This window comes from Phytopseudomonas dryadis (assembly GCF_004327355.1).
In the GTDB taxonomy this organism is placed as follows: domain Bacteria; phylum Pseudomonadota; class Gammaproteobacteria; order Pseudomonadales; family Pseudomonadaceae; genus Aquipseudomonas; species Aquipseudomonas dryadis.
In genome coordinates this window covers 34,128-55,977 of record NZ_QJUM01000020.1, presented here as the reverse complement: position 1 = coordinate 55,977, position 21,850 = coordinate 34,128, and the positions used below count along the sequence as shown (strand labels likewise).

Sequence of the window (21,850 nt, the reverse complement as noted above, 5' to 3'; positions counted from 1 at the left end):
CGCTTTTAACTTGCAGCCCTACGCACGCCCGGCGGCCAGACGCGCCAGGGCAAAGGCCGACAGATCCACCGCGCCCGGCTCGTTGCAGTGATGCATGGCCAGCGCCTCGCCGATTCCGGCCGAATGCTTGAAGCCGTGCCCCGAACAGGCCGACACCACGGTGACCCCGGCCAGCTCGGGATGGGCATCGATGATGAAATCGAAATCCGGGGTGAGGGTGTAGGTGCACACCTTCGACTTCAGCAGCCGTTTCGACACGCCCAACAGGCGGCCGGCCACATGCGCGTCATACAAGGCGTCGATATCGGCCTGGCTGACGCTGCGGTCGACGTCGTCGGGGTCGCTGCTGTCCAGGTACTGTTCGGTAGCGATCTTGATGGCGTTTTCCCCCGGCAATGGCGGAAAGCCGTAGCAGCTGTCGGTATCGGCGGCGCCATGCAGGAGGATGTACACGGGCGCGCCGGGGGCGAAGCGCTCGGGCTCGTCCAGCTCGAACCAGAGCAGTTGCTGGCGGCAGACCCTGAGCAGCCGCTCGAAGGGCTCGCCCAGCAGGCGCCCCGTCCACATGCCGGCGCTGACGATCACCCGGTCGGCGCTCAGGCTGCCCGCGGCGGTGCGCACGCGCACGCCCTGACCGAGAGACTCGATGCCGGTGACCGGCGTATCCGGGTGGAGTGTCGCGCCCAGTTGCCGGGCCAGTTGCAGCTGCACCTGGATACAGCGCTCCGGTCGCACGTAACCCGCACCGGGTTCGTAATAACCGACGGCCTGTTCGCCAAAGCCGCCGAACTGGGGAAAGCGCTGGCGGATCTGCGCGGCGTCGAGCAGGCGGTGTTCGATACCGAAGCGCTTGGCCAGGGCTGCGGTTTCGCCGGCGAAATCCGCCGTGCCATGCCCGCGCGTCGGCGTCTGGCTGCTGCTCAGCATGAGCATGCCGCAGGCCTCGAACAACGACACGCCGCTCTGCGCCTCCAGCTCCCGCCAGATACGCTGGGCATTCAGCGCCAGCGGCACATAGGCCGCGCCCTCCCCCACGGCCTGGCGGGTGATGCGCGTATCGCCATGGCTGGAGCCCTGGTCGTGGGGCGGCGCATGGCGATCCAGCCCGGCCACCCGCACGCCACGCCTGGCCAACTGGTACAGCGTGGCCGCGCCCATGGCGCCCATACCGATGACGATGACGTCGTAGTGCATGCGTATTTCCTTCAGCTAATTCGAGAGTGGGGTCATGGCCTAATGCCAGTCAGTTAAGCGTTTGGCCTGCAAAACGTCGGTTTGCCCTGGCCCCGTAGGAACCGCGACCCCACGGCGATTGGTGGCCGTGACACGTTTTGTGCGATGGCCACCCTCGCATCGCGCCGAGGTCGACGCTCCTACACTGGCGGCGGTTTGCCGATTTTCCGTAGGCGGAGACGGCTCCTACAAGAACCTTATTTGATCAGCATTAGGCCATGGCACCGCTTTCCTCACGAAAACCGTCGAGGAAAGCCACCATGCGCGCATGCCGCTCGGCGGCCAGGCGCGCGCCGGTGGCGGTCTGGAAACCGGCGGCCAGGCCCAGCAACTTGCTGTGAAAGTGATCCAGGGCGTAGCGCTGGTCGTCCAGCGGCCGCTGCCGGGCATCGATATCGGCGGGGTCGTACAGCGCACTGCCGATACGCCCGGAGACATGGAAACAGCGCGCCACACCGATCAGGCCGATGGCATCGAGACGGTCGGCATCCTGCAGGATGCGCGCTTCCAGGCTGGTCGGTGCGATGGCGGCGGAAAAGCTGTGCGCCTCGATGGCATGACAGACCGCATCGATGCGTGGCCGCGACCATTGCAGATCGGCGAGCAACTCGGCGGCCCTGGCGGCGGACAACCGCGAAGCACTGGAGCGCCGTGGCGAATCCTTCTCCACGGCGACGCAGTCGTGCAGCAGCACGGCCACCAGCAACAGTTGCAGATCGCCGCCCTCCTCACGCTGCAACCGGCAGGCATTGGCCCACACCCGCTGCAGGTGCGACAGATCATGGGCGCCGTCGTCGAGGGACTGCGCACTGCTGGCCAGCAGGTGGCTGGCCAGTTGCTGGTAAGGGGCGAAGCGATTCACGGACATGCTCGATACGACGGCTCGCTGAAGCGGCACCTTACCCGCAGCGCCCCTGACTGGACAACCGCCCCCGGCTTGCTACACCTTAATCCCGTCGCCAAGGCAACCAGCGCCGGGCGTCAACAGGACAGGCCGATTGAGCGCACATTCCGAACGGCGTCTCAGCAGATAATCGCGAGCTCGGTTACATTCGGCCTACGTCGTCATCGCGCCAGAGGATGGGAAATGGCAATCACACAACAGTCGCGCCTGGCCAAGGTCAACAGTCCATTGGGCGAGAACGCTCTGGTACTGGAGCGGCTGACCGGTGTCGAAGCCCTCGGCCGGATCTTCCAGTACGAATTGAGCCTGGTCTCGGAGAACCCCTCGCTCAAGCTCGACAGCCTGCTCGGCAAGCCCATGGGCCTGGCCGTGCAACTGCCCAACGGCAGCGATCGCTACTTCCATGGCATCGTCGCCCGCTGCAGCCAGACCGCCGGCAGCGGCCAGTTCGCCAGCTACCAGGTCAGCCTCAAGCCCTGGTTGTGGCTGCTCTCGCGCACCTCCGACTGCCGCATCTTCCAGAACAAGACCGTGCCCGAGATCGTCAAGCAGGTGTTTCGCGATCTCGGCTTCTCCGATTTCGAGGACGCCCTCTCGCGCTCGTACCGCGAGTGGGAATACTGCGTGCAGTACCGCGAGACCAGCTTCGACTTCGTCAGCCGGCTGCTCGAGCAGGAAGGCATCTACTACTACTTCCGCCACGAGCAGGAGCGCCACGTACTGGTGCTGTGCGATGCCTACGGCGCCCACCGCACCGTGCCCGGCTACGCCAGCGTGCCCTTCTATCCACGCGACGACCAGATACGCGAGCGCGACCATATCCACGACTGGCACATGGCCCAGGAAATCCAGCCCGGTTCGCTGGAACTCAACGACTACGACTTCCAGCGCCCCAGCGCGCGCCTGGAAGTGCGCTCGAACATTCCGCGCAACCACAGCAACGCCGAGTACCCGCTGTACGACTACCCGGGCGAGTACGTGCAGAGCAAGGATGGCGAGCAGTACGCACGCAACCGCCTCGAGGCGATCCACGCCCAGTACGAGCAGATCCAGCTGCAGGGCAACGCCCGCGGGCTGGGCAGCGGCCACCTGTTCAGCATGACCGGCTATCCGCGCGAGGACCAGAACCGCGAGTACCTGATCGTCGGCGCGCACTACAACGTCACCCAGGAGCGCTACGAAAGCGGAACGGACAGCAGCGCCTTCCAGTTCGACAGCGCCCTGACCTGCATCGACGCCAGCCAGGTGTTCCGCCCTCTGCCGCTGACCGCGCAACCCATCGTCCGAGGCCCGCAGACCGCCATGGTGGTCGGTCCCCAGGGCGAGGAGATCTGGACCGATCAGTACGGCCGGGTCAAGGTGCACTTCTACTGGGATCGCCACGACCAGTCCAACGAGAACAGCTCCTGCTGGATCCGCGTGTCGCAGAACTGGGCCGGCAAGAACTGGGGCTCGATCCAGATTCCGCGCATCGGCCAGGAAGTCATCGTCAGCTTCCTCGAGGGCGATCCCGACCGGCCGATCATCACCGGCCGCGTCTACAACGCCGAACAGACCGTGCCCTACGACCTGCCGGTCAACGCCACCCAGAGCGGCATCAAGAGCCGCTCCAGCAAGGGCGGCACGCCGGCCAACTTCAACGAGATCCGCATGGAGGACAAGAAGGGCGCCGAGCAGTTGTACATCCACGCCGAGCGCAACCAGGACATCGTCGTGGAAAACGACGAATCCCACTCGGTGGGCCACAACCGCAACAAATCCATCGGCCGCAACGAGGTGGCGACCATCGGCGAGGATCGTCTGCGCGCGGTAAAGGCCAACGACAAGACCCTGGTTGGCGGCGGCAGGGTGGACAGCGTGAGCACCCAGTTCGTGATCGAGGCCGGCACGCAGATTCGGCTGGTGTGCGGCAAGAGCGTACTGGAGTTCAACGCCAGCGGAGAAATCAACATTTCCGGTACGGCCTTCAACCTCTATGCCAGCGGCGACGGCAACATCGACACGGGTGGACGCCTGGACCTCAACTCCGGCGGCGCCACCGAAGTGGACACCAAGGGCCAGGGCGACAAGGGCACCATCGATGCCGAGGTGGACGCGATCTTCCCGCCTCCCGCACCGAACTGATCAACACGCCTCGGAGCAGACAGTGGGATTTACCGATAGCGCCCCTCATCGGCCGAGTTTCCACAAGGTTCGTCTTCCTGGTCCTGAGCTTATCCGCTCACCCTTCGAGCAGGTATCGTAGCGCCTTGTGGTACTTCGCGGCCCGCACGAGGTCCTTCTCCTGCAGCGACCTGAGCCTGGTCAGATCCAGGTTGTCCCGTATGTCCTCGACCTTCACCCTTCTCGCCAGATCGTTCGGGCGAATCCGCTCGATGAAACGCTCATAGGGCTCACCGGGACGCTTCGACAGGCAGTCAATCGCCATCACCGCGGCCTCGGATATGCCTAGCAGACGTAATTCATCGAGCGTTACGTCGCCATCCTCGACGACATCGTGAAGAACGCTGACGAGCTGGCCCTCCAGATCATCGAACTTCAGCATCAGGCGCAACGGATGCAGGATGTAGGGCTTGCCCGATTTGTCCACCTGGCCGGCATGCACGCGGCAAGCGAGGGCAATCGCGGCATCAAGGACAGTCATCGACGAACGAAACCTTGCTCGTACTGTTCACGGGTAATTTCGCGGCCGAAACGCAAAGCCTCGTTGTATAGGCGGTTGTCATGAGCAACGGGGTCCGTCAGTTCCTGATCGCCGTAGAATTTCACGTATATCTTCTGCTCGCGATGATCCCAACGGTAAGTGACTTCCTCGAAGTCATAGTCGATATAGATATCGCGAGCGGCGAATGCTTCGCCCTTGTTAATTCCCACCGCCGCTCCTTACCGCGTCATAGTACGCTCGGCTCTGCTCTGCAATAGACTTGGCTTCGACGCTTTTGCTATCGAGCACACGCCATTGCTCATAGTATTTGTGGCCTAGACCACCAGGAACTTCTGCACCGGCAGCCACGGCATTATAAGCATCATCACCACCGAGCAGCACTCTTGCCAGAGCCTCCGGTTCCTTCGCATAGATCATCTCCGGCGAATTGACCTGGATTTCGGCTGGAATACCCGCACGTGTCTGTACCGTAGTGTTCACCCCGCTATATCCCAAAGGATCGCTTGCCCCATCGATGATCTTCACGTTGGCACCACGCCTGCTCAGTTCAGCGGTTACCGCACCAATCTGGTCGGACTCGACGATGATCGTATTGCGCGCCAAATCCTTGATGCGGCTTGCATCGCCATCGTAATGATCCATGACTTTCTGCATGGCCCGCTCCCGGGACTTAATAGGTGCTTTTGCCACTCGCCCACCAAATTGAGCAGCCACTTGGTCCGCTATGGTGTCGATCTCTCTTTTCGCAGCGGGCGCTTTCGAATAGACCCTTTCGAATCCCTTGGGACCTTGTAATTTAGGTTTGGGAACCAGTTTGGGCCCCAACCCCAGCAGCGCCATTCCCGCCACGCCCTGAAGCAGATCCCGGTAGCCCGGCCCCAGCCGGTCGCCGAGCTCGCCCAGCAAGACCATGCCACCTATCGCCAATCCGCCTATCGCCACCGCGCCCAGGAAAGCCGCAGTACCAGCCATGGCTGCGAGAATCAGCGCACCGCCGGCCGCCAGAATACCCAGCGCCGTCAGGCCGTTGTACAGCCAACCTTCAATATCCAGCACGAAAGCGACACGTAGCGTCGGCCCGCCGATAAAGGTGTTCTCGCTACCGGTCTTGATATGCGCGCCGCAGACCATCTTGCTATGCAGGCGCGCCGCCGGCTTGCCGTTGATGAAGACCGTCGCGCTGCCTTCGGCGATCAGCACCGGGAATGGCCAGGGCGGGTGATTGCAGGGAAAACCACTGCAAGTGGTGGATACGTCGACATCCGCGCGCATTGCATTACGGCTATTGATGTAGACGTTGATACTGCCCCGTATCAGGACTCCCGTGGTCGGATCGGGCAAGTTGCAGATGGTACTCAGACCCTTGACGATCTGGAACATCGACAGACCGCCCGCGGCGATGGAGCCAGCCATGATCGCCAACGCCACCCCCCCCGTGGCCACGGTGGCGGCGACGATCGCCGCGCCGATCAGGGCGCCGGCCACGGCACCGGCGACCATGGCCGCCACGCCGAAACCATGGGCGATCTCGTCGCCTAGCCGTGCTGCTGCCTGGACATCCATTGCGCGTCTCTACGATCCTTGAAGGTGCGCGCCACCTTGCGTTAAGGCGCTCACAACGCTAGGCGACGGACGGGAGTGGTTTGAGTGTCTGCATGACCATCTTCCAGGCGGGCTCGTGATGGACGAGATCCTCCGGCGTCGTGGTCAGGGTGGTGATCAATACCGCCGGTTTACGCTCGACGAACACCTGCCGCAACATCAGATCCTGACCTTCGCGCCGCCAAGTGTAGTCGAGCAGGGTAGCCGCATGGCCATGCAGGACGATGTCCCAGCGTTTCACCAGACGGAAGCCCGGCAGTTGCTTTTCGGCGCTCTCCAATTGCCGCGTCACGTAGTCGGCAAAGGGCACGTCGCCCTGGCTGGGATCTCGACTGATGACGAAACTGGCTTCCCTGGCACCGTTGGTGGCGGGCAGCTTGAAGATGTTGATGCTCTGGTCATGCCAGGAATCGGGAATGTCGAGGTCGGCTTCTTGAAGGCGGTATTGAGTCACGGTATTGATCGCTCTCCATCCGATGAGTAAAGCGGTGCGCTGAAAATCTTCGGGCAATGCCGGGCAACAATCAAGGATTGAGAGCGCACTATTGGCCAATCCTTGCCTTCCGTCTCGCTTTTTCGGCATGAAACGCGCTATTCCGACAGAGACGCGCGAGCGGTTTCTCTGACGGCCCGACTTTTACACGTCAGGAGATCGCCCATGCGCCAGAGTCAATCTGAACAAAGGAGCTTTCTGAAGCTGCCAGCCTCGCGGAACTCGATCTGGAATCGAGCGTCTATCCCGACTACGACAGCAGCCCCAACGACGATCCAAATGCCCCCAATTGCGGACAGGGATCCGGATAGCGACCTGACCTGGCCGGACCGCACCAGGTCGAACACTGGTGACAGCCGTTCAGCGAGCAGCAATGCCTGGCTGTGCGGCTGTCTGCTGGTGCGCGCCCAACTGACCAGCGCGCTGTTTCCAACGAACGCGCCGACACGCAGACAGGCACGGTTGCTGGACAGTTGACCATCCAGGAAGATCGACGACACAAGGATAGTGCGAACATGCTCAAACAATCCCCACTGCGCCCCTCGCTATACTCCATTGCCGCATCGCGCTTCGGCCATGTCGCGGCAGTCATACCCACGACAGTCTGCCCAGGGCCGCAGCCTGTATGATCGCTAACCGCAACGCAACCTGCTGGATGCTGGTGTTGCTGGGACTACTGCTACAGGGACAGGCCATGGCATTCACCCAAACGCTGTATCTGTTTTCCGAAGTAGAGGGCACGGTGCTGCTTGATGGACAGCCTGTCGAGGGCGTCGAGGTCGGACAGGAATATCACTGGCACTGGAAAAACGAGCATCGCAAGAGCAGCACAAAAACCGGTGCGAATGGGCGCTTCCACTTCCCAGCAGTCACCGGCAAGTCATTGACTGCCGGCCTGATACCCCATGAGCCAGCCATCGGCCAGCGAATCACCCTGCGCTATCAAGGCAAGGAGCACAAGGGCTGGGTGTTCTCCAAGCACAATTACGACAACCTTGGCGAAGTGAAAGGCAGGGCACTGACATTCAACTGCGAACTTAACGCCGAGCCCGTCGCTCAAGCCGAAACAGAAACGTTCGGCATTTGTTTGTTACAGCACGATGGAAAGGCAGGATGATTAACCACCACACAGGGCTCCACACAACGGCTTACTCGACCACAACGTTAAGGGGTTCGAACGTGTATCGCCGCCTATCACAACTCGCATTAATACTAGTAACACTATGCATACAGGGAAACGCAATGGCCTTCTCGAAAACCTATTATTTGTTCTCCGAAGTAAAGGGCACTGTCTTTCTGAATGGCAAGCCTGTGCAGGGTGCCGAGGTAGAACAGGAATATAACTGGCATTGGAAAAAAGAGAAAAAATCCTCAACGACCACGACCGATGAACAGGGCCGGTTCAGCTTTCCTACCATTACGGGAAAGTCAATCAGCGCAGGCTTGCTGCCACACGAGCCTGTCATTGTCCAATATCTACGGATACGGCATGAAGGCAAAGAGTACCAAGGTTGGTTTCATGCCAAGCATAACTATGAAGATCTTGGCGAGCTGAAAGGTCGCCCGATCCGCCTAAAATGCGAACTGACAGACGAGCCCGGCCCACACCCGGATATCGAAAGCTATGGTATTTGCACCGCAGCTGAGTAATTAGAAAAGGGAATCTGGATGAACCCTCTAACACCCAAACAAAGCGCAAGCATTGCGAAGAATGTCTATCTCGTTCAGACGGAAAGCATGAACGAAGTCTATCAATCAGCCAGCATCAGTGGGCTGGGTGATTTGTTCGATTTCAAAGGTGGTCAGAAATCAGACGGTACCAGCGGAGCAATCTTCAGGACACGGACAGGGTTTGCTTACGCGGCTAATGGCATCGGCGGACGGCAAGGCGAAATATTACTGGCCTTTCGCGGTACCGATATCGCAGCAGACTGGGCGACTGATGCAAATGCCGGTTTGCAACGGGGGCCAAGCACGTGGTCTGTCCACGCAGGCTTCAACGAAACATTCAAATCGCTGCGTGCCGATATCGATACGTTCATGCGCGGGCGCAATCCCAGTACCGTGCATTGTGTGGGCCATAGCCTTGGCGGTGCCTTAGCCACGCTAGCAGCCGACCACCTGAGCGAACTGGGTGTGGCGGGCGTCAAACTCTATACCTTTGGCTCACCGCGAGCCGGTGTATCCGGTTTCGCCCGCCACCTCACTGGCAAGCTGGGCAGCAACAATATTCACCGGGTCTACCACAACGCAGATCCGGTGAGCATGGTGCCGATCTTTCCCTTCAATCACGTACCGATTGAAGGAAATGTCTGCATGCTGCCCTGGAATGGTGGCTCGTTCGCTTTCGCCGCTCACAAGATGGATAACTACATGGCGTCCATCGGCGACTCGGCCTGGGCCGGCCTGTACCGTAACCCGGAGCCGCCGCTCGCGCGCGATATCGATATCTGGCTGGAAAGTGCCAGCTACGGCGGTACGATGCATTCCGCCACTACGTTGTGGATGATTTCCAGAGCCATGCAGTATCTGTTGAAAAAGGCCGCCAATGTGGTGATAGGCAGCGTCATTACCGCCGGCATGACGATCCTGGACCAGATCGCCGGCATCCTGGTACAGGGTGCGCAGATCTGTAAGGACATCAGCGATTCGCTACGCAACCTGATTGCCAAGATCTTCAATTTTCTGGGGCGTGCCGTACCCTCGACGGCGGATATCACGACGGCGTTCCTGCGCTGGGTGCTCGACCTGCTGGCCAGGACGGTGGTCAATATGGCTCGTCAGGCGATGCAACTGGTCTTCCGCGCCTAAGGCAAGCAAAACCGCGGCGCCCGCACAGCGCCGCGGTTTGATCAGAGATCGCTTTCCTCGACCATCCGCGCACTGCTGGCGTCGAGCGCATAAGCCGCATCGGCCAGATCGTTGCTGACCGGTTCGATCTTCAGCGTACCGCTGACCCATAGCGGCTCGTAGATATCGGGCAGGGCGATGCCCTGGGGATAGCGCACCAGCACCAGTTGGTTGGGGGGCGGTGGCGGTACGTGGATGCAGGCGCCGGGGTACGGCACCAGGAAGAACAGTGTGCTGCGTCCGGCGTTGTCGGTTTCCAGTGGCACCGGGTAGCCGCCCAGACGAATCTGCTTGCCGTCCAGGCCCGGCACCGTCTTCGCCGAATACATCACCGCCGGCAGGTCCTTGTCCTGCTGCTTGAGACCGCCTTTGCTGTCGAAGCTGCCAGCCACTTCGGGGCTGTCGTGGACGATCTCCGGCATTTGCTCCAGCGCCCGCTGATCCTCTTCGGGCATCAGCTCCAGCCAGTCGGTTTCGGGCAGCTCGGCGTGGGCGAGGCCACAGAGCAACAGCAGGGACAACAAGCAGTAACGCATCGACGGGACTCGCAGTAGGTGCAACGCCAGCGGGAGGCGGCCAGGCGTCGATGCGTCCGGCTGCCGGTGTCAGCTCTTTTTGGTGATCAGACCATAGATCACCAGCAGAATGATCGCACCGACCACCGCGCCAATGAAACCCGCACCTTCACCCGCCTGGTAGATACCCAGTGCCTGACCGCCGTAGGTCGCGGCGATGGAACCGCCGATACCCAGCAGGATGGTCATGATCCAGCCCATGCTGTCATTGCCTGGCTTGAGAAAACGGGCGATCAGCCCCACGATCAGGCCGATGAGAATAGTGCCGATAATACCCATGATGTCCTCCGGATGAATGAAACGCCGCATCGATGCGGCGTCCTCCATCTGACGAGAGCAGCGCGGGAGAGGTTCAACTCACGTGTCCGCCACAGCCCGGATCAGACGGCGTCGATCAATGCCCGTACGGCGGCGATGCGACGCTCCAGGGTGGCGTGGTCGGCGCAACGCAGGGTGGCATGACCAACCTTGCGCCCGGCCTTGAAGGCCTTGCCGTAGTGGTGCAGGTGGCAGTCCTCGATGGCCACCACCTTGTCCACGGCCGGCACCGCACCGATGAAGTTGAGCATGGCGCTTTCGCCGACCTTGGCGGTCGAGCCCAGCGGCAGGCCGGCGATGGCCCGCAGGTGGTTCTCGAACTGGCTGCACTCGGCGCCTTCGATGGTCCAGTGCCCGGAGTTGTGCACCCGCGGGGCGATCTCGTTGGCCTTCAGACCGCCGTCGACCTCGAAGAACTCGAAAGCCAGCACGCCGACGTAATCGAGTTTGCTCAGCACCCGCCCGGCGTAGTCTTCGGCCAGCGCCTGCAGCGGGTGGGCGGTGCTGGCGATGGACAGCTCGAGGATGCCGCTGTCGTGGGTGTTGTGCACCAGCGGGTAGCAGCGCGTTTCGCCGTCGCGGCCGCGCACGGCCACCAGCGACACTTCGCCGGTGAAGGGCACGAAGCCTTCGAGGATGCAGGGTACGCTGCCCAGTTCGGCGAAGGCGCCGACTACGTCCTCGGCCTTGCGCAGCACCTTCTGGCCCTTGCCGTCATAACCCAGGGTGCGGGTCTTCAGCACCGCCGGCAGACCGATGTCGGCCACGGCGGTATCGAGATCGGCCTGGGACTGGATGTCGGCGAATTCCGGCGTGGGGATACCCAGCTCACGGAACATCGACTTCTCGAACCAGCGATCGCGGGCGATGCGCAGCGATTCGGCGCCTGGATACACCGGCACGAACCGGGAGAGGAAGGCCACGGTTTCAGCCGGTACGCTTTCGAACTCGAAGGTCACCAGGTCGACTTCGTCGGCCAGCTGACGCAGGTGATCCTGATCGCCGTAGTCGGCGCGGATGTGCTCGCCCAGGGCTTGCGCACAGGCGTCCGGCGCCGGGTCGAGAAACGCGAAGTTCATGCCCAGCGGCGTTCCCGCCAGTGCCAGCATGCGGCCGAGCTGGCCCCCACCGATCACCCCGATCTTCATCACTGCGCCCTCGGATCCGGGTTGTCCAGCACGGTCCGGGTCTGCTCGTCGCGGAACTGCTTGAGCGCGGCATGGTACTGCGGGTGCTGGTGGCCGAGGATACTCGCCGCCAGCAATGCCGCGTTGATGGCGCCGGCCTTGCCGATGGCCAGGGTGGCGACCGGCACGCCGGCGGGCATCTGCACGATGGACAGCAGCGAGTCGACGCCGGAGAGCATCGACGACTGCACCGGCACGCCGAGCACCGGCAGGTGGGTCTTGGCTGCGCACATGCCCGGCAGGTGCGCGGCGCCGCCGGCACCGGCGATGATCACCTGGATACCGCGGCCTTCGGCCTCTGCGGCGTACTGGAAGAGCAGATCGGGGGTACGGTGGGCGGAAACCACCTTGACCTCGTGGGGGATGCTCAGCCTGTCGAGCATTTCCACCGTGTGACTGAGCGTACTCCAGTCGGACTTGGAGCCCATGATCACGCCTACCAATGCACTCATCGCCTTACCTCGATACGGGCTGTCCGGCAGGGAGCGCCCTGCTGTCGGGCGCTTGCCGAAAATCAAAAGCCACGCCCGAGGGGCGTGGCTTGCGAAAACCGTTGATTATACCAGAACCGCACCGGGATTCATCCATTGGCCGATGGTCTACAGCGGCACCTGACGCAAGGCTGCAGCGCCCGGCCCTCGGGCGCCCAAGGCACATCGCAGCGGCCACCAGGCTGAAAACATTGCGCAGGGACAATGCACATTCAGAACGATGAGCCACACTGTTCCCTCCATGGGAATAGGAGGAACGCGCCATGCAACAGACCATGAAAGCCGCCGTCGTACACACCTTCGGCGAGCCGCTACGCTTGGAAGAAGTGAAAGTTCCGCTGCCCGGCCCGGGGCAGATCCTGGTCAAGATCGAGGCCGCCGGTGTCTGCCATACCGATCTGCACGCCGCCGACGGCGACTGGCCGGTCAAACCCAGCCTGCCGTTCATTCCCGGCCATGAGGGCGTCGGTTACGTCGCCGCCGTGGGCAGCGGCGTGACCCGGGTCAAGGAGGGCGACCGCGTCGGCGTGCCCTGGCTGTACACCGCCTGTGGCTGCTGCGAGCACTGCCTGACCGGCTGGGAAACCCTCTGCGCCGATCAGCAGAACACCGGCTATTCGGTCAACGGCAGTTACGCCGAATACGTGCTGGCCGATCCAAACTACGTCGGTCTGCTGCCGAAGAGCGTCGAATTCGCCGAAATCGCGCCCATCCTTTGTGCCGGCGTCACCGTGTACAAGGGCCTGAAGGTGACCGGCGCCCGGCCCGGCCAGTGGGTGGCCATTTCCGGTATCGGCGGCCTCGGCCACGTCGCCGTGCAGTACGCCCGCGCCATGGGCCTGCACGTGGCCGCCATCGATGTCGACGACGCCAAGCTGGAGCTGGCGAAGAAGCTCGGCGCCAGCCTGACCATCAATGCCCGCAACGAGAACCCGGCCGACGTCATTCAACGCGATATCGGCGGCGCCCATGGCGTGCTGGTCACGGCGGTGTCCAACAGCGCCTTCGGCCAGGCCATCGGCATGGCCCGACGCGGCGGCACGGTGGCCCTGATTGGCCTGCCGCCAGGCGACTTCCCGACGCCGATCTTCGATGTGGTGCTCAAGGCCATCAGCATCACCGGCTCCATCGTCGGTACCCGCGCCGACCTGCAGGAGGCGCTGGACTTCGCCGGTGAAGGACTGGTCAAGGCGACCATCCACACCGACAGCCTGGACAACGTCAACGGCATCCTCGAGCAGATGCGCGCGGGCAAGATAGAAGGGCGGGTGGTGATGCAGTTCTGACAGCCGAGACGTCGGCCGTGCCGCGTTAAGCGGGCTGCAACGCCAGCCCGCTGGCAAAGCGCTCGCGGCCGGCGCACCCCGCGGCGAGCGCACATGAACCTCTTGCGTGGAGCCGCCCTGGCTCCATGACCCTGGCTCGCGAGCCTTCGAGCACGCGTCATGCCCGACAGAACCGACAGCGGGGAACGGAGTCACATCGCCCATTGTCGGACGCGTTTACCATTGCCTTTTCACCCACCACAAGGACTCCGCCATGACACGGCTGTCGCTGCTCATCGCCTCCACCTTCCTGACCTTCAATGCCAGCGCGCTGGAACTGGCCAAGTACCCCAAGGCCTTCACCGCCGACAAAGGCGTCAGCGTGATCCTGGCGCCCAGCAGCGACGAGCGCCAGGCACTGGTGCAGATCCGTGGCATCAATCATGCGCTGGACGAGGTCGTCCTGCTGACCGAGATCAGGCAACGCGGGCAGCAGGAACACGACTACAGCACCACCCTGGACGGCAGCCGCTACAACCTGGTGACGCAGCGCCAGGCCTGGGGCGGCGAGTCCTACCAGCTGTACCTGCCCGACAGCCGCGAGCCGCTGTACCTGGGCTTCGATGAAAAGGCCAGCAAGGCGGTCAAACCCGCCGAGTTGCTCGCCCTCTACGAAAAGCAGAAGAGCGACGGCGTACAGGACGAACTGGCCCGCTTCGATCGCGAGAAACGCCAGCAGTATCACGTGCAGCGCCTGCAGGAGCTGGACGCCCAGGCCTCCGCCAGTTGCGGCAGCAAGCTGACCACCGAGGTGGACTGGAAAGGCCTCGACGAAACCCTTCTCAAGGAACTGAGCATTTCCAGCTTCTGCGGCGAGGTGGTCACCCAGATGGGCAACCTGTGCGCCAGTTCGGCCGACTTCAAGCAGCAGACGCAGACGCTGAACACCGTGCAGTGCAGCTTCGGCAAGGAGATGAAGGTACGCGAGCAGGATGGCCGAATCGTCTTCACCACCGAACGCGAGGCGCCCAACCAGGGCGATTTCATCAACGCCTTCCTGCGCAATCGCTGACGCAAGCTGCAAGCTGCAAGCTGCAAGCTGCAAGCTGCAAGCTGCAAGCCGATCAGCATGCGGGCCTGGCGCCGATGGCAGTCAAGCTTTCACTCTGGCCTTACCGTGGCTCGAGCCTGTAGCTACAAAACGCGCCTTGTCGTTCGGCTTTCCGAACGACAAGGCGCGCCGCAATCGAATATCCGAACCCCTGCGGCCCCAAGCGTTCCGCGCGAAAAAACAATACCTCAATATTTTCAATGAGTTGCCAGCCTCTGGCGGTGCAGCCAAAGCCTGGCATGCATCCTGCTCCCTATGCCTGCAGGAATGCGATAGCTCTTCCACAAGAGGTGCGTGCCAGCCAACGCGCTGCCACGGCCTCGCATAACAACAACACCGAGGAAAATCGACTCATGCGTATTGTCCCCCGCGTATTGGCTGTAGCGGTTACCGCCGCCCTGATGTCCACCCCGACCCTGGCCGCCGAACTCACCGGCACCCTGAAGAAGATCAAGGAATCGGGCACCGTCACCCTGGGCCACCGCGACTCGTCCATCCCCTTCTCCTACTTCGCCGATAGCCCGCAGCAGCCGGTGGGTTACTCCCATGACCTGCAGCTCAAGGTGGTCGAGGCACTCAAGCAGGAACTGGATATCCCCGACCTGCGCGTTCGCTACAACCTGGTCACCTCGCAGACCCGCATCCCGCTGGTGCAGAACGGCACCGTGGACCTGGAGTGCGGCTCCACCACCAACAACCTCGAGCGCCAGCGCCAGGTCGATTTCTCGGTGGGCATCTTCGAGGTGGGCACCCGCCTGCTGACCAAGAAGACCTCGGGCATCAACGACTTCCCGGATCTCAAGGGCAAGAACGTGGTGACCACCGCCGGCACCACCTCCGAGCGCCTGCTCAAATCCATGAACGCCGCGAAGAAGATGGGCATGAACGTGATTTCCGCCAAGGATCACGGCGAATCCTTCCTCATGCTCGAATCCAACCGCGCCGTGGCCTTCATGATGGATGACGCCCTGCTGGCCGGCGAAATGGCCAAGGCCAAGAAGCCCGATGACTGGGTCGTGGTCGGCGAGCCGCAGTCCTTCGAGATCTACGGCTGCATGATGCGCAAGGGCGACGAAGGCTTCAAGAAAGTGGTCGACAAGGCCATCAGCGACACCTTCGCCTCCGGCGAAATCAACGACATCTATGGCAAGTGGTTCCAGCAGCCGGTACCGCCAAAAGGCCTGAACCTGAATTTCCCCATGAGCGATGAGCTGAAAAAGCTGATCGCCGAACCGACCGACAAATCTGCAGAACAGATCTGACGGTGATGCGCCGCCACGCTCACAAGGCGTGACGGCGCGGGGACCCCGGGGAAGCCAGCGGCTTCCCCAATCTAATTTCTGACGAAGCCGAGGCTATCCGCCCATGGGGTACGGGCATCCGTTACCCCTCTCGCGCTTCGCCAGCGTAGAACGTATTCAAGATCTCGCGAGCTAGAGCCATGCAAGGCGCAACGACCAACGGGAGTAACGGCCAAAGGCTGGCCCGAAGGGTGAGCGCCAGCGAATAAAGCAGGCGAGGAAGCGGAGTGTGCTGCAGCACATGAGCATGACTCACTTCATTCGCCCCTTTCGGGGCCGCACTGAAGTGCGTTAGTCGCAAGCGACTTCCGAGTCTGTTTTCAACGCAGCAGGGCCGACGCGCAGCAGATCGTATCCTCACGCGAGGGGAAACCCGCATGAACTACAACTGGGACTGGGGCATATTCTTCAAGCCCACCGGCATCGGCAGCGAGATCTACCTGGAGTGGTTTCTCACCGGCCTGGGCTGGACCATCGCCATCGCCGTGGTCGGCTGGCTGATCGCCCTGTCGCTCGGCTCGCTGCTCGGCGTCATGCGCACCGTGCCGAACCGTCTGATCGCCGGCATCGCCACGGCCTATGTGGAAGTGTTCCGCAACGTACCGCTGCTGGTGCAACTGTTCCTCTGGTACTTCCTGGTACCCGACCTGCTGCCCGAACCGCTGGAGATCTGGTTCAAGCAGGATCTCTCCCCGGCCACCTCGGCCTACCTGAGCGTGGTCGTGTGCCTGGGCCTGTTCACCGCCGCGCGGGTGTGCGAGCAGGTGCGCACCGGTATCCAGGCGCTGCCCGCCGGGCAGACCGCCGCGGCCTATGCCATGGGTTTCCGCCTGCCGCAGATCTACCGCAACGTGCTGCTGCCCCAGGCCTACCGGATCATCATTCCGCCGCTGACCAGCGAGTTCCTCAACATCTTCAAGAACTCCTCGGTGGCCTCGCTGATCGGCCTCATGGAGCTGCTGGCGCAGACCAAGCAGACCGCCGAATTCAGCGCCAACCTGTTCGAAGCCTTCACCCTGGCCACGCTGATCTACTTCACCCTGAACATGAGCCTGATGCTGCTCATGCGCATGGTCGAACGCAAGGTCGCGGTACCGGGCCTGATTTCCGTGGGAGGCAAGTGATGGATTTCAGTCAGATCATCCCGGCCCTGCCCGGCCTCTGGGAAGGCATGGCCATGACCCTGCAGCTGATGGTCATGGGCGTGCTCGGCGGCGTGGTGCTGGGCACCGTCCTGGCCATGATGCGCCTGTCGCACAGCAAGCTGCTGTCGAACGTCGCCGCCACCTACGTCAACTACTTCCGCTCGATCCCGCTGCTGCTGGTGATCACCTGGTTCTACTTCGCGGTGCCCTTCATCCTGCGCTGGATCACCGGCGAAGACACCCCGGTCGGCGCCTTCGCCTCGTGCCTGGTGGCCTTCATCATGTTCGAGGCGGCGTACTTCTGCGAGATCGTGCGGGCCGGCATCCAGTCCATTCCCAAGGGCCAGATGGGCGCCGCCCAGGCGCTGGGCATGAACTACGCGCAGACCATGCGCCTGATCATCCTGCCCCAGGCGTTCCGCAAGATGACCCCGCTGCTGCTGCAGCAGAGCATCATCCTGTTCCAGGACACCTCGCTGGTCTACACCGTCGGCCTGATGGACTTCCTCAATGCCGCCCGCTCGCGCGGCGACATCATCGGCCAGCCCCACGAGTTCCTGATCTTCGCCGGCCTCGTCTACTTCACGATCAGCTTCGCCGCCTCGCAGCTGGTGAAATTCCTGCAAAAAAGGTTAGCCGTATGATTTCCATCCAGAACGTCAACAAGTGGTACGGGGACTTCCAGGTGCTGACCGACTGCACCACGCAAGTGAACAAGGGCGAAGTGGTGGTGGTGTGCGGGCCGTCCGGCTCGGGCAAGTCCACCCTGATCAAGTGCGTCAATGCCCTGGAGCCGTTCCAGAAGGGCGACATCACCGTCGACGGCACCTCCATCGCCGACCCCAGGACCAACCTGCCCAAGCTGCGTTCGCGGGTCGGCATGGTGTTCCAGCACTTCGAGCTGTTCCCGCACCTGAGCATCACCGAGAACCTGACCATCGCGCAGATCAAGGTGCTCGGCCGCAGCAAGGCCGAAGCCACCCAGAAGGGCCTGGCCCTGCTCGAGCGCGTCGGCCTCAAGGAGCATGCGCACAAGCATCCCGGCCAGCTGTCCGGCGGCCAGCAACAGCGCGTGGCCATCGCCCGCGCCCTGGCCATGGACCCGGTGGTGATGCTGTTCGACGAACCGACCTCGGCGCTGGATCCGGAAATGGTCAACGAAGTGCTCGACGTGATGGTGCAGCTGGCCCACGAAGGCATGACCATGATGTGCGTGACCCACGAGATGGGCTTCGCCCGCAAGGTCGCCGACCGGGTGATCTTCATGGACGCCGGCCAGATCGTCGAGGACTGCCCCAAGGAAGAGTTCTTCGGCGATGTCAGCGCCCGCTCCGACCGCGCCCAGCAGTTCCTCGCCAAGATCCTGCAGCACTGACGCACCCTGTTGGAGCCAGCAAGCTGGCTCCAACAGTCAGCGACCCGCTCCACAACTGGCCAGCCCCGGAGGACTGTGATGCAATGCGCTTCCGCCAGTCTCCGTGTGGTGCCACCCGCCTTGACCGTGAAACCGCGCCTCGTCCGCCACCTGTCGCTGATCCTGCTGATGCTCGTGCTGGTGCTCGGCTGCGGCTACGCCGGCTACCACATCAGCGAAAAGGCCGGTATCCGCGCCCTGATCGAAAGCGGCGAACGGCAACTCGAGCTCAACGCCCGCGCGGTGGAAAGCGAGATCACCAAGTACACCTACCTGCCCAGCCTGCTGGAGCTGGAGTCCAACGTCAGCCGCCTGCTGCTGACGCCCGACGCCTACCGTCGTCAGCGCGTCAACGATTACCTCGAAGGCCTCAACCGACGCAGTGGCAGCCTGGCCATCTACGTCATGGACACCGACGGCCGCGTCATGGCCACCAGCAACTGGCGCCAGGCCGACAGCTACCTGGGCGAGGACCTGTCCTTCCGGGCCTATTTCCAGGATGCGGTGCTCGGCGAACCCGGGCGCTTCTACGGCATCGGCAGCACCATTGGCGAAGCCGGCTACTACCTGTCCCACGGGCTCAAGGCCAATGGCCGGATCATCGGCGTGGCCGTGGTCAAGGTGCGCCTCGACGCCCTGGAGCAGCGCTGGCAGCGGGCGCGCCTGGAAGCCTACGTCAGCGACGAGAACGGCATCATCATCCTCTCCAGCAACCCGGCGCGCCGGCTCAAGGCCGTGCGCCCGCTGAACGCCGACATCAAGGAACGCCTGGCGCGCAGCCTGCAGTATCACTGGTCGTCTCTCGATGAGCTGATCCCGCTGGCGCGCACGCCGCTGGGCGAAGGCGTCGAGCATGTCAGCTTTGCCGCCGGCACCCCCGCGAGCCGCGACCAATCGATCAACTACCTGGCCCAGACCCGGCCGCTGGACGACACGCCCTGGCACCTCACCCTGCTCAGCCCGCTGCAGGATCTGCGCCGCGAAGCGATCAGCAATGGCATGCTCGCCGCCGTGGCCTTCGCCCTGCTGGCCTTTCTGCTGATCGCCTGGAACGAACGGCGCAAGGTCATCGCCACGCGCCTGGCCGCCCGCGAAGCCCTGCAGGCAGCCAACAACGAACTGGAACGCCGGATCGCCGACCGCACCGCCGATCTGCGCGCCAGCAACGACCGGCTCAAGGCGGAAATCCGCGAACGCCGGCAGACCGAGAACGACCTGCGCAAGACCCAGGACGAGCTGGTGCAGGCCGGCAAACTGGCGGTGATCGGGCAGATGTCCACCAGCATCGCCCACGAGCTCAACCAGCCCCTGGCGGCGCTGCGCACCCTGTCCGGCAACACCGTGCGCTTTCTCGCCCGCGGCGCCTACGACGTCGCCAGCACCAACCTGCAGACCATCAACGAACTGGTCGACCGCATGGGCAAGATCACCGGCAGCCTGCGCGCCTTCGCCCGCCGCTCCGACGATCACGGCGAAGCCAGCCTGGACAAGGCCGTGGAAGCGGCGCTGCTGGTGGTGCAGCCGCGCCTGGAGCGCACGCCGCTGCGCATCCACCGTCAATACGGCGACACCCGCTTGGCCATCGACCAGACCCGCCTGGAGCAGATCCTGGTCAACCTGATCGCCAACGCCGCGGATGCCATGAGCGCCCAGCAGGATCGCCAGCTGTGGCTGTGCGGCCGCGAGGATGGCCAGCGCTATCGCTTCAGCGTGCGCGACAACGGCCCGGGCATCGACCCCGCGGCCCGGGTGCACCTGTTCGAACCCTTCTTCACCACCAAACCCGGCGAACAGGGCCTGGGCCTCGGCCTGACTCTCTCCGCCAGCCTGGCCGCGGCCGCCGGCGGCAGCCTCACGGTCGAGCATCCGGCCAGCGGCGGCACCGCCTTCGAACTGAACCTGCCCCAAGCCGCCCTTGTCACGGAGACACTCGAGCATGAATGACGCCCTCACCGTGCTGATCGTCGAAGACGATCCCCACGTGCTGCTCGGCTGCCAGCAGGCCCTGGCCCTGGAAGACATCGTCAGCGAGGGCGTCGGTAGCGCCGAACAGGCCCTGCAACGCATCGACGCCGACTTCGCCGGCATCGTCATCAGCGATATCCGCCTGCCCGGCATGGACGGCCTGCAGCTGCTCGCCGAACTCAAGCGCCGCGATCCGGCCCTGCCGGTGGTGCTGATCACCGGCCACGGCGACATCGGCATGGCGGTCGGCGCGATGCGCGACGGCGCCTACGACTTCATGGAAAAACCCTTCTCCCCCGAACGCCTGGTCGACGTCACCCGGCGCGCGCTGGAACAACGCAGCCTGGCCCGGGAAGTGTCGTCGCTGCGGCGCCAACTGGCCGGCAAACAGGCGCTGGAACAACGCCTGATCGGCCGCTCGCCGGCCATGCAGGCGTTGCGCGAGCTGATCGCCAATGTCGCCGACACCTCGGCCAACGTGCTGATCGAAGGCGAAACCGGCACCGGCAAGGAGCTGGTCGCCCGCTGCCTGCACGACTTCAGCCGGCGGCAGAGCAAGGCCTTCGTCGCCCTCAACTGCGGCGGCCTGCCGGAAAACCTGTTCGAGAGCGAGATCTTCGGCCACGAGGCCCATGCCTTCACCGGCGCCGGCAAACGGCGCATCGGCAAGATCGAACACGCCGATGGCGGCACCCTGTTTCTCGACGAGGTCGAGAGCATGCCGCTGAACCTGCAGATCAAGCTGCTGCGCGTGCTGCAGGAACACAGCCTGGAGCGCCTGGGCTCGAACCAGTCGGTGCAGGTCGACTGCCGGGTGATCGCCGCGACCAAGGCCGACCTCGACGAAGCCGGCAAGGCCGGGCAGTTCCGCAGCGACCTGTACTACCGGCTCAACGTGGTGACCCTGGAACTGCCGCCGCTGCGCGAACGCCGCGAAGACATCAGCCTGCTGTTCGAACACTTCCTGCAGCTGTCGGCATTGCGCTTCGACCGCGCCGTGCCGGAACTGGATCGGCAGACCATCGCCACCCTGACCGCCCACGACTGGCCGGGCAACGTGCGCGAGCTGCGCAACGTCGCCGAGCGCTTCGCCCTGGGCCTGCCGGTGTTCAAGAAGAGCGGCGGCAGCACCGACGGCAACGCCCCGGCCTTCGCCGAGGCGGTGGAAGCCTTCGAGCGCAGCCTGCTCAGCGACGCCCTGGAGCGCCACGCCGGCAACCTCAGCCAGGCCGCCCAGGCCCTGGGCATGGCCAAGACCACGCTGTTCGACAAGGTGAAGAAATACGGGCTGTAGCAGGCTGTGTGAATACGACTGCGCTCGGTCATGCGGC

At 63.3% G+C, this 21,850-nt stretch carries 22 protein-coding genes; 12 read left to right on the top strand and 10 right to left on the bottom strand.

Annotated elements, in window-relative coordinates:
- Positions 1-18 precede the first annotated feature (18 nt).
- Both solA and DNK34_RS16960 read right to left on the bottom strand, forming a co-directional pair.
- Entirely contained in the window at positions 19-1,194 is a 1,176-nt protein-coding gene (gene solA, locus DNK34_RS16965) for an N-methyl-L-tryptophan oxidase (RefSeq protein WP_131176226.1), read from the bottom strand.
- 250 nt (positions 1,195-1,444) lie between these two features.
- Positions 1,445-2,101 (bottom strand): HD domain-containing protein, encoded by a 657-nt coding sequence (locus DNK34_RS16960; RefSeq protein ID WP_131176227.1) that lies wholly within the window; start codon positions 2,099-2,101, stop codon positions 1,445-1,447.
- Positions 2,102-2,320: 219 nt separating this feature from the next.
- Between DNK34_RS16960 and DNK34_RS16955 the strand changes: the two genes are divergently transcribed.
- Entirely contained in the window at positions 2,321-4,261 is a 1,941-nt protein-coding gene (locus DNK34_RS16955) for a type VI secretion system Vgr family protein (protein ID WP_131176228.1), read from the top strand.
- A 97-nt stretch (positions 4,262-4,358) separates the two neighbouring features.
- Here DNK34_RS16955 and DNK34_RS16950 read toward each other — a convergent pair whose 3' ends face one another.
- Genes DNK34_RS16950 through DNK34_RS16935 form a run of 4 tightly spaced genes read right to left on the bottom strand, consistent with a single transcriptional unit; the run spans position 4,359 to position 6,858 of the window.
- Positions 4,359-4,781: a GTP pyrophosphokinase gene (locus DNK34_RS16950; RefSeq protein WP_131176229.1), complete on the bottom strand. Its 423-nt coding sequence runs from the start codon at positions 4,779-4,781 to the stop codon at positions 4,359-4,361.
- Positions 4,778-5,011 carry a hypothetical protein gene (locus DNK34_RS16945; protein ID WP_131176230.1) on the bottom strand — a complete coding sequence of 78 codons (234 nt, stop codon included), beginning with the start codon at positions 5,009-5,011 and terminating at the stop codon, positions 4,778-4,780. Before DNK34_RS16945 ends, DNK34_RS16950 begins: the two co-directional genes overlap by 4 nt.
- A complete protein-coding gene (locus DNK34_RS16940) occupies positions 5,001-6,365 on the bottom strand; it encodes a PAAR domain-containing protein (RefSeq protein ID WP_131176231.1) in 1,365 nt (454 codons plus the stop codon). Before DNK34_RS16940 ends, DNK34_RS16945 begins: the two co-directional genes overlap by 11 nt.
- A 58-nt stretch (positions 6,366-6,423) precedes the next feature.
- Positions 6,424-6,858, bottom strand: a complete 435-nt coding sequence (locus DNK34_RS16935) for a DcrB-related protein (RefSeq protein ID WP_131176276.1) — start codon at positions 6,856-6,858, stop codon at positions 6,424-6,426.
- Between the two features lie 664 nt (positions 6,859-7,522).
- Between DNK34_RS16935 and DNK34_RS16930 the strand changes: the two genes are divergently transcribed.
- The 3 genes from DNK34_RS16930 to DNK34_RS16920 all read left to right on the top strand — a co-directional run bounded on the left by DNK34_RS16930 (position 7,523) and on the right by DNK34_RS16920 (position 9,708).
- Positions 7,523-8,014 carry a DUF6795 domain-containing protein gene (locus DNK34_RS16930; RefSeq protein ID WP_131176232.1) on the top strand — a complete coding sequence of 164 codons (492 nt, stop codon included), beginning with the start codon at positions 7,523-7,525 and terminating at the stop codon, positions 8,012-8,014.
- 125 nt (positions 8,015-8,139) lie between these two features.
- Complete coding sequence (locus tag DNK34_RS16925) at positions 8,140-8,547, top strand: DUF4198 domain-containing protein (RefSeq protein WP_242675170.1); 408 nt, start codon at positions 8,140-8,142, stop codon at positions 8,545-8,547.
- Between the two features lie 18 nt (positions 8,548-8,565).
- Positions 8,566-9,708 carry a lipase family protein gene (locus tag DNK34_RS16920; RefSeq protein ID WP_131176234.1) on the top strand — a complete coding sequence of 381 codons (1,143 nt, stop codon included), beginning with the start codon at positions 8,566-8,568 and terminating at the stop codon, positions 9,706-9,708.
- A 41-nt stretch (positions 9,709-9,749) separates the two neighbouring features.
- On the opposite strand, the gene DNK34_RS16915 is transcribed toward DNK34_RS16920, so the two are convergent.
- The 4 genes from DNK34_RS16915 to purE all read right to left on the bottom strand — a co-directional run bounded on the left by DNK34_RS16915 (position 9,750) and on the right by purE (position 12,279).
- Positions 9,750-10,283 (bottom strand): DUF3299 domain-containing protein, encoded by a 534-nt coding sequence (locus DNK34_RS16915; protein ID WP_131176235.1) that lies wholly within the window; start codon positions 10,281-10,283, stop codon positions 9,750-9,752.
- Between the two features lie 69 nt (positions 10,284-10,352).
- A complete protein-coding gene (locus DNK34_RS16910) occupies positions 10,353-10,601 on the bottom strand; it encodes a GlsB/YeaQ/YmgE family stress response membrane protein (RefSeq protein ID WP_131176236.1) in 249 nt (82 codons plus the stop codon).
- Positions 10,602-10,702: 101 nt separating this feature from the next.
- Positions 10,703-11,788 carry a 5-(carboxyamino)imidazole ribonucleotide synthase gene (locus tag DNK34_RS16905; protein ID WP_131176237.1) on the bottom strand — a complete coding sequence of 362 codons (1,086 nt, stop codon included), beginning with the start codon at positions 11,786-11,788 and terminating at the stop codon, positions 10,703-10,705.
- Positions 11,788-12,279, bottom strand: a complete 492-nt coding sequence (purE, locus tag DNK34_RS16900; protein ID WP_131176238.1) for a 5-(carboxyamino)imidazole ribonucleotide mutase — start codon at positions 12,277-12,279, stop codon at positions 11,788-11,790. The genes DNK34_RS16905 and purE overlap by 1 nt, the downstream gene beginning before the upstream one ends.
- 302 nt (positions 12,280-12,581) lie before the next feature.
- On the opposite strand from purE, the gene adhP reads away from it, so the two are divergent.
- From adhP to aauR, 8 genes are all read left to right on the top strand, one after another.
- A complete protein-coding gene (gene adhP / locus DNK34_RS16895; protein ID WP_131176239.1) occupies positions 12,582-13,604 on the top strand; it encodes an alcohol dehydrogenase AdhP in 1,023 nt (340 codons plus the stop codon).
- A 253-nt stretch (positions 13,605-13,857) separates the two neighbouring features.
- Positions 13,858-14,655, top strand: a complete 798-nt coding sequence (locus DNK34_RS16890) for a hypothetical protein (protein WP_131176240.1) — start codon at positions 13,858-13,860, stop codon at positions 14,653-14,655.
- Positions 14,656-15,047: 392 nt separating this feature from the next.
- Positions 15,048-15,956 carry a glutamate/aspartate ABC transporter substrate-binding protein gene (locus DNK34_RS16885; RefSeq protein WP_131176241.1) on the top strand — a complete coding sequence of 303 codons (909 nt, stop codon included), beginning with the start codon at positions 15,048-15,050 and terminating at the stop codon, positions 15,954-15,956.
- Positions 15,957-16,372: 416 nt separating this feature from the next.
- Positions 16,373-17,119: an amino acid ABC transporter permease gene (locus DNK34_RS16880; RefSeq protein WP_131176242.1), complete on the top strand. Its 747-nt coding sequence runs from the start codon at positions 16,373-16,375 to the stop codon at positions 17,117-17,119.
- Entirely contained in the window at positions 17,116-17,784 is a 669-nt protein-coding gene (locus DNK34_RS16875) for an amino acid ABC transporter permease (protein ID WP_207401605.1), read from the top strand. The genes DNK34_RS16880 and DNK34_RS16875 overlap by 4 nt, the downstream gene beginning before the upstream one ends.
- On the top strand, positions 17,781-18,515 hold the full coding sequence (locus DNK34_RS16870) for an amino acid ABC transporter ATP-binding protein (protein WP_131176244.1): 735 nt from the start codon (positions 17,781-17,783) through the stop codon (positions 18,513-18,515). The genes DNK34_RS16875 and DNK34_RS16870 overlap by 4 nt, the downstream gene beginning before the upstream one ends.
- A gap of 78 nt (positions 18,516-18,593) precedes the next feature.
- A complete protein-coding gene (locus tag DNK34_RS16865; protein WP_131176245.1) occupies positions 18,594-20,498 on the top strand; it encodes a sensor histidine kinase in 1,905 nt (634 codons plus the stop codon).
- The gene (gene aauR, locus DNK34_RS16860) at positions 20,491-21,813 is read left to right on the top strand and encodes a two-component response regulator AauR (protein ID WP_131176246.1); all 1,323 of its coding nucleotides are present in this window, start codon (positions 20,491-20,493) and stop codon (positions 21,811-21,813) included. The genes DNK34_RS16865 and aauR overlap by 8 nt, the downstream gene beginning before the upstream one ends.
- The last annotated feature ends 37 nt before the right edge of the window (positions 21,814-21,850 follow it).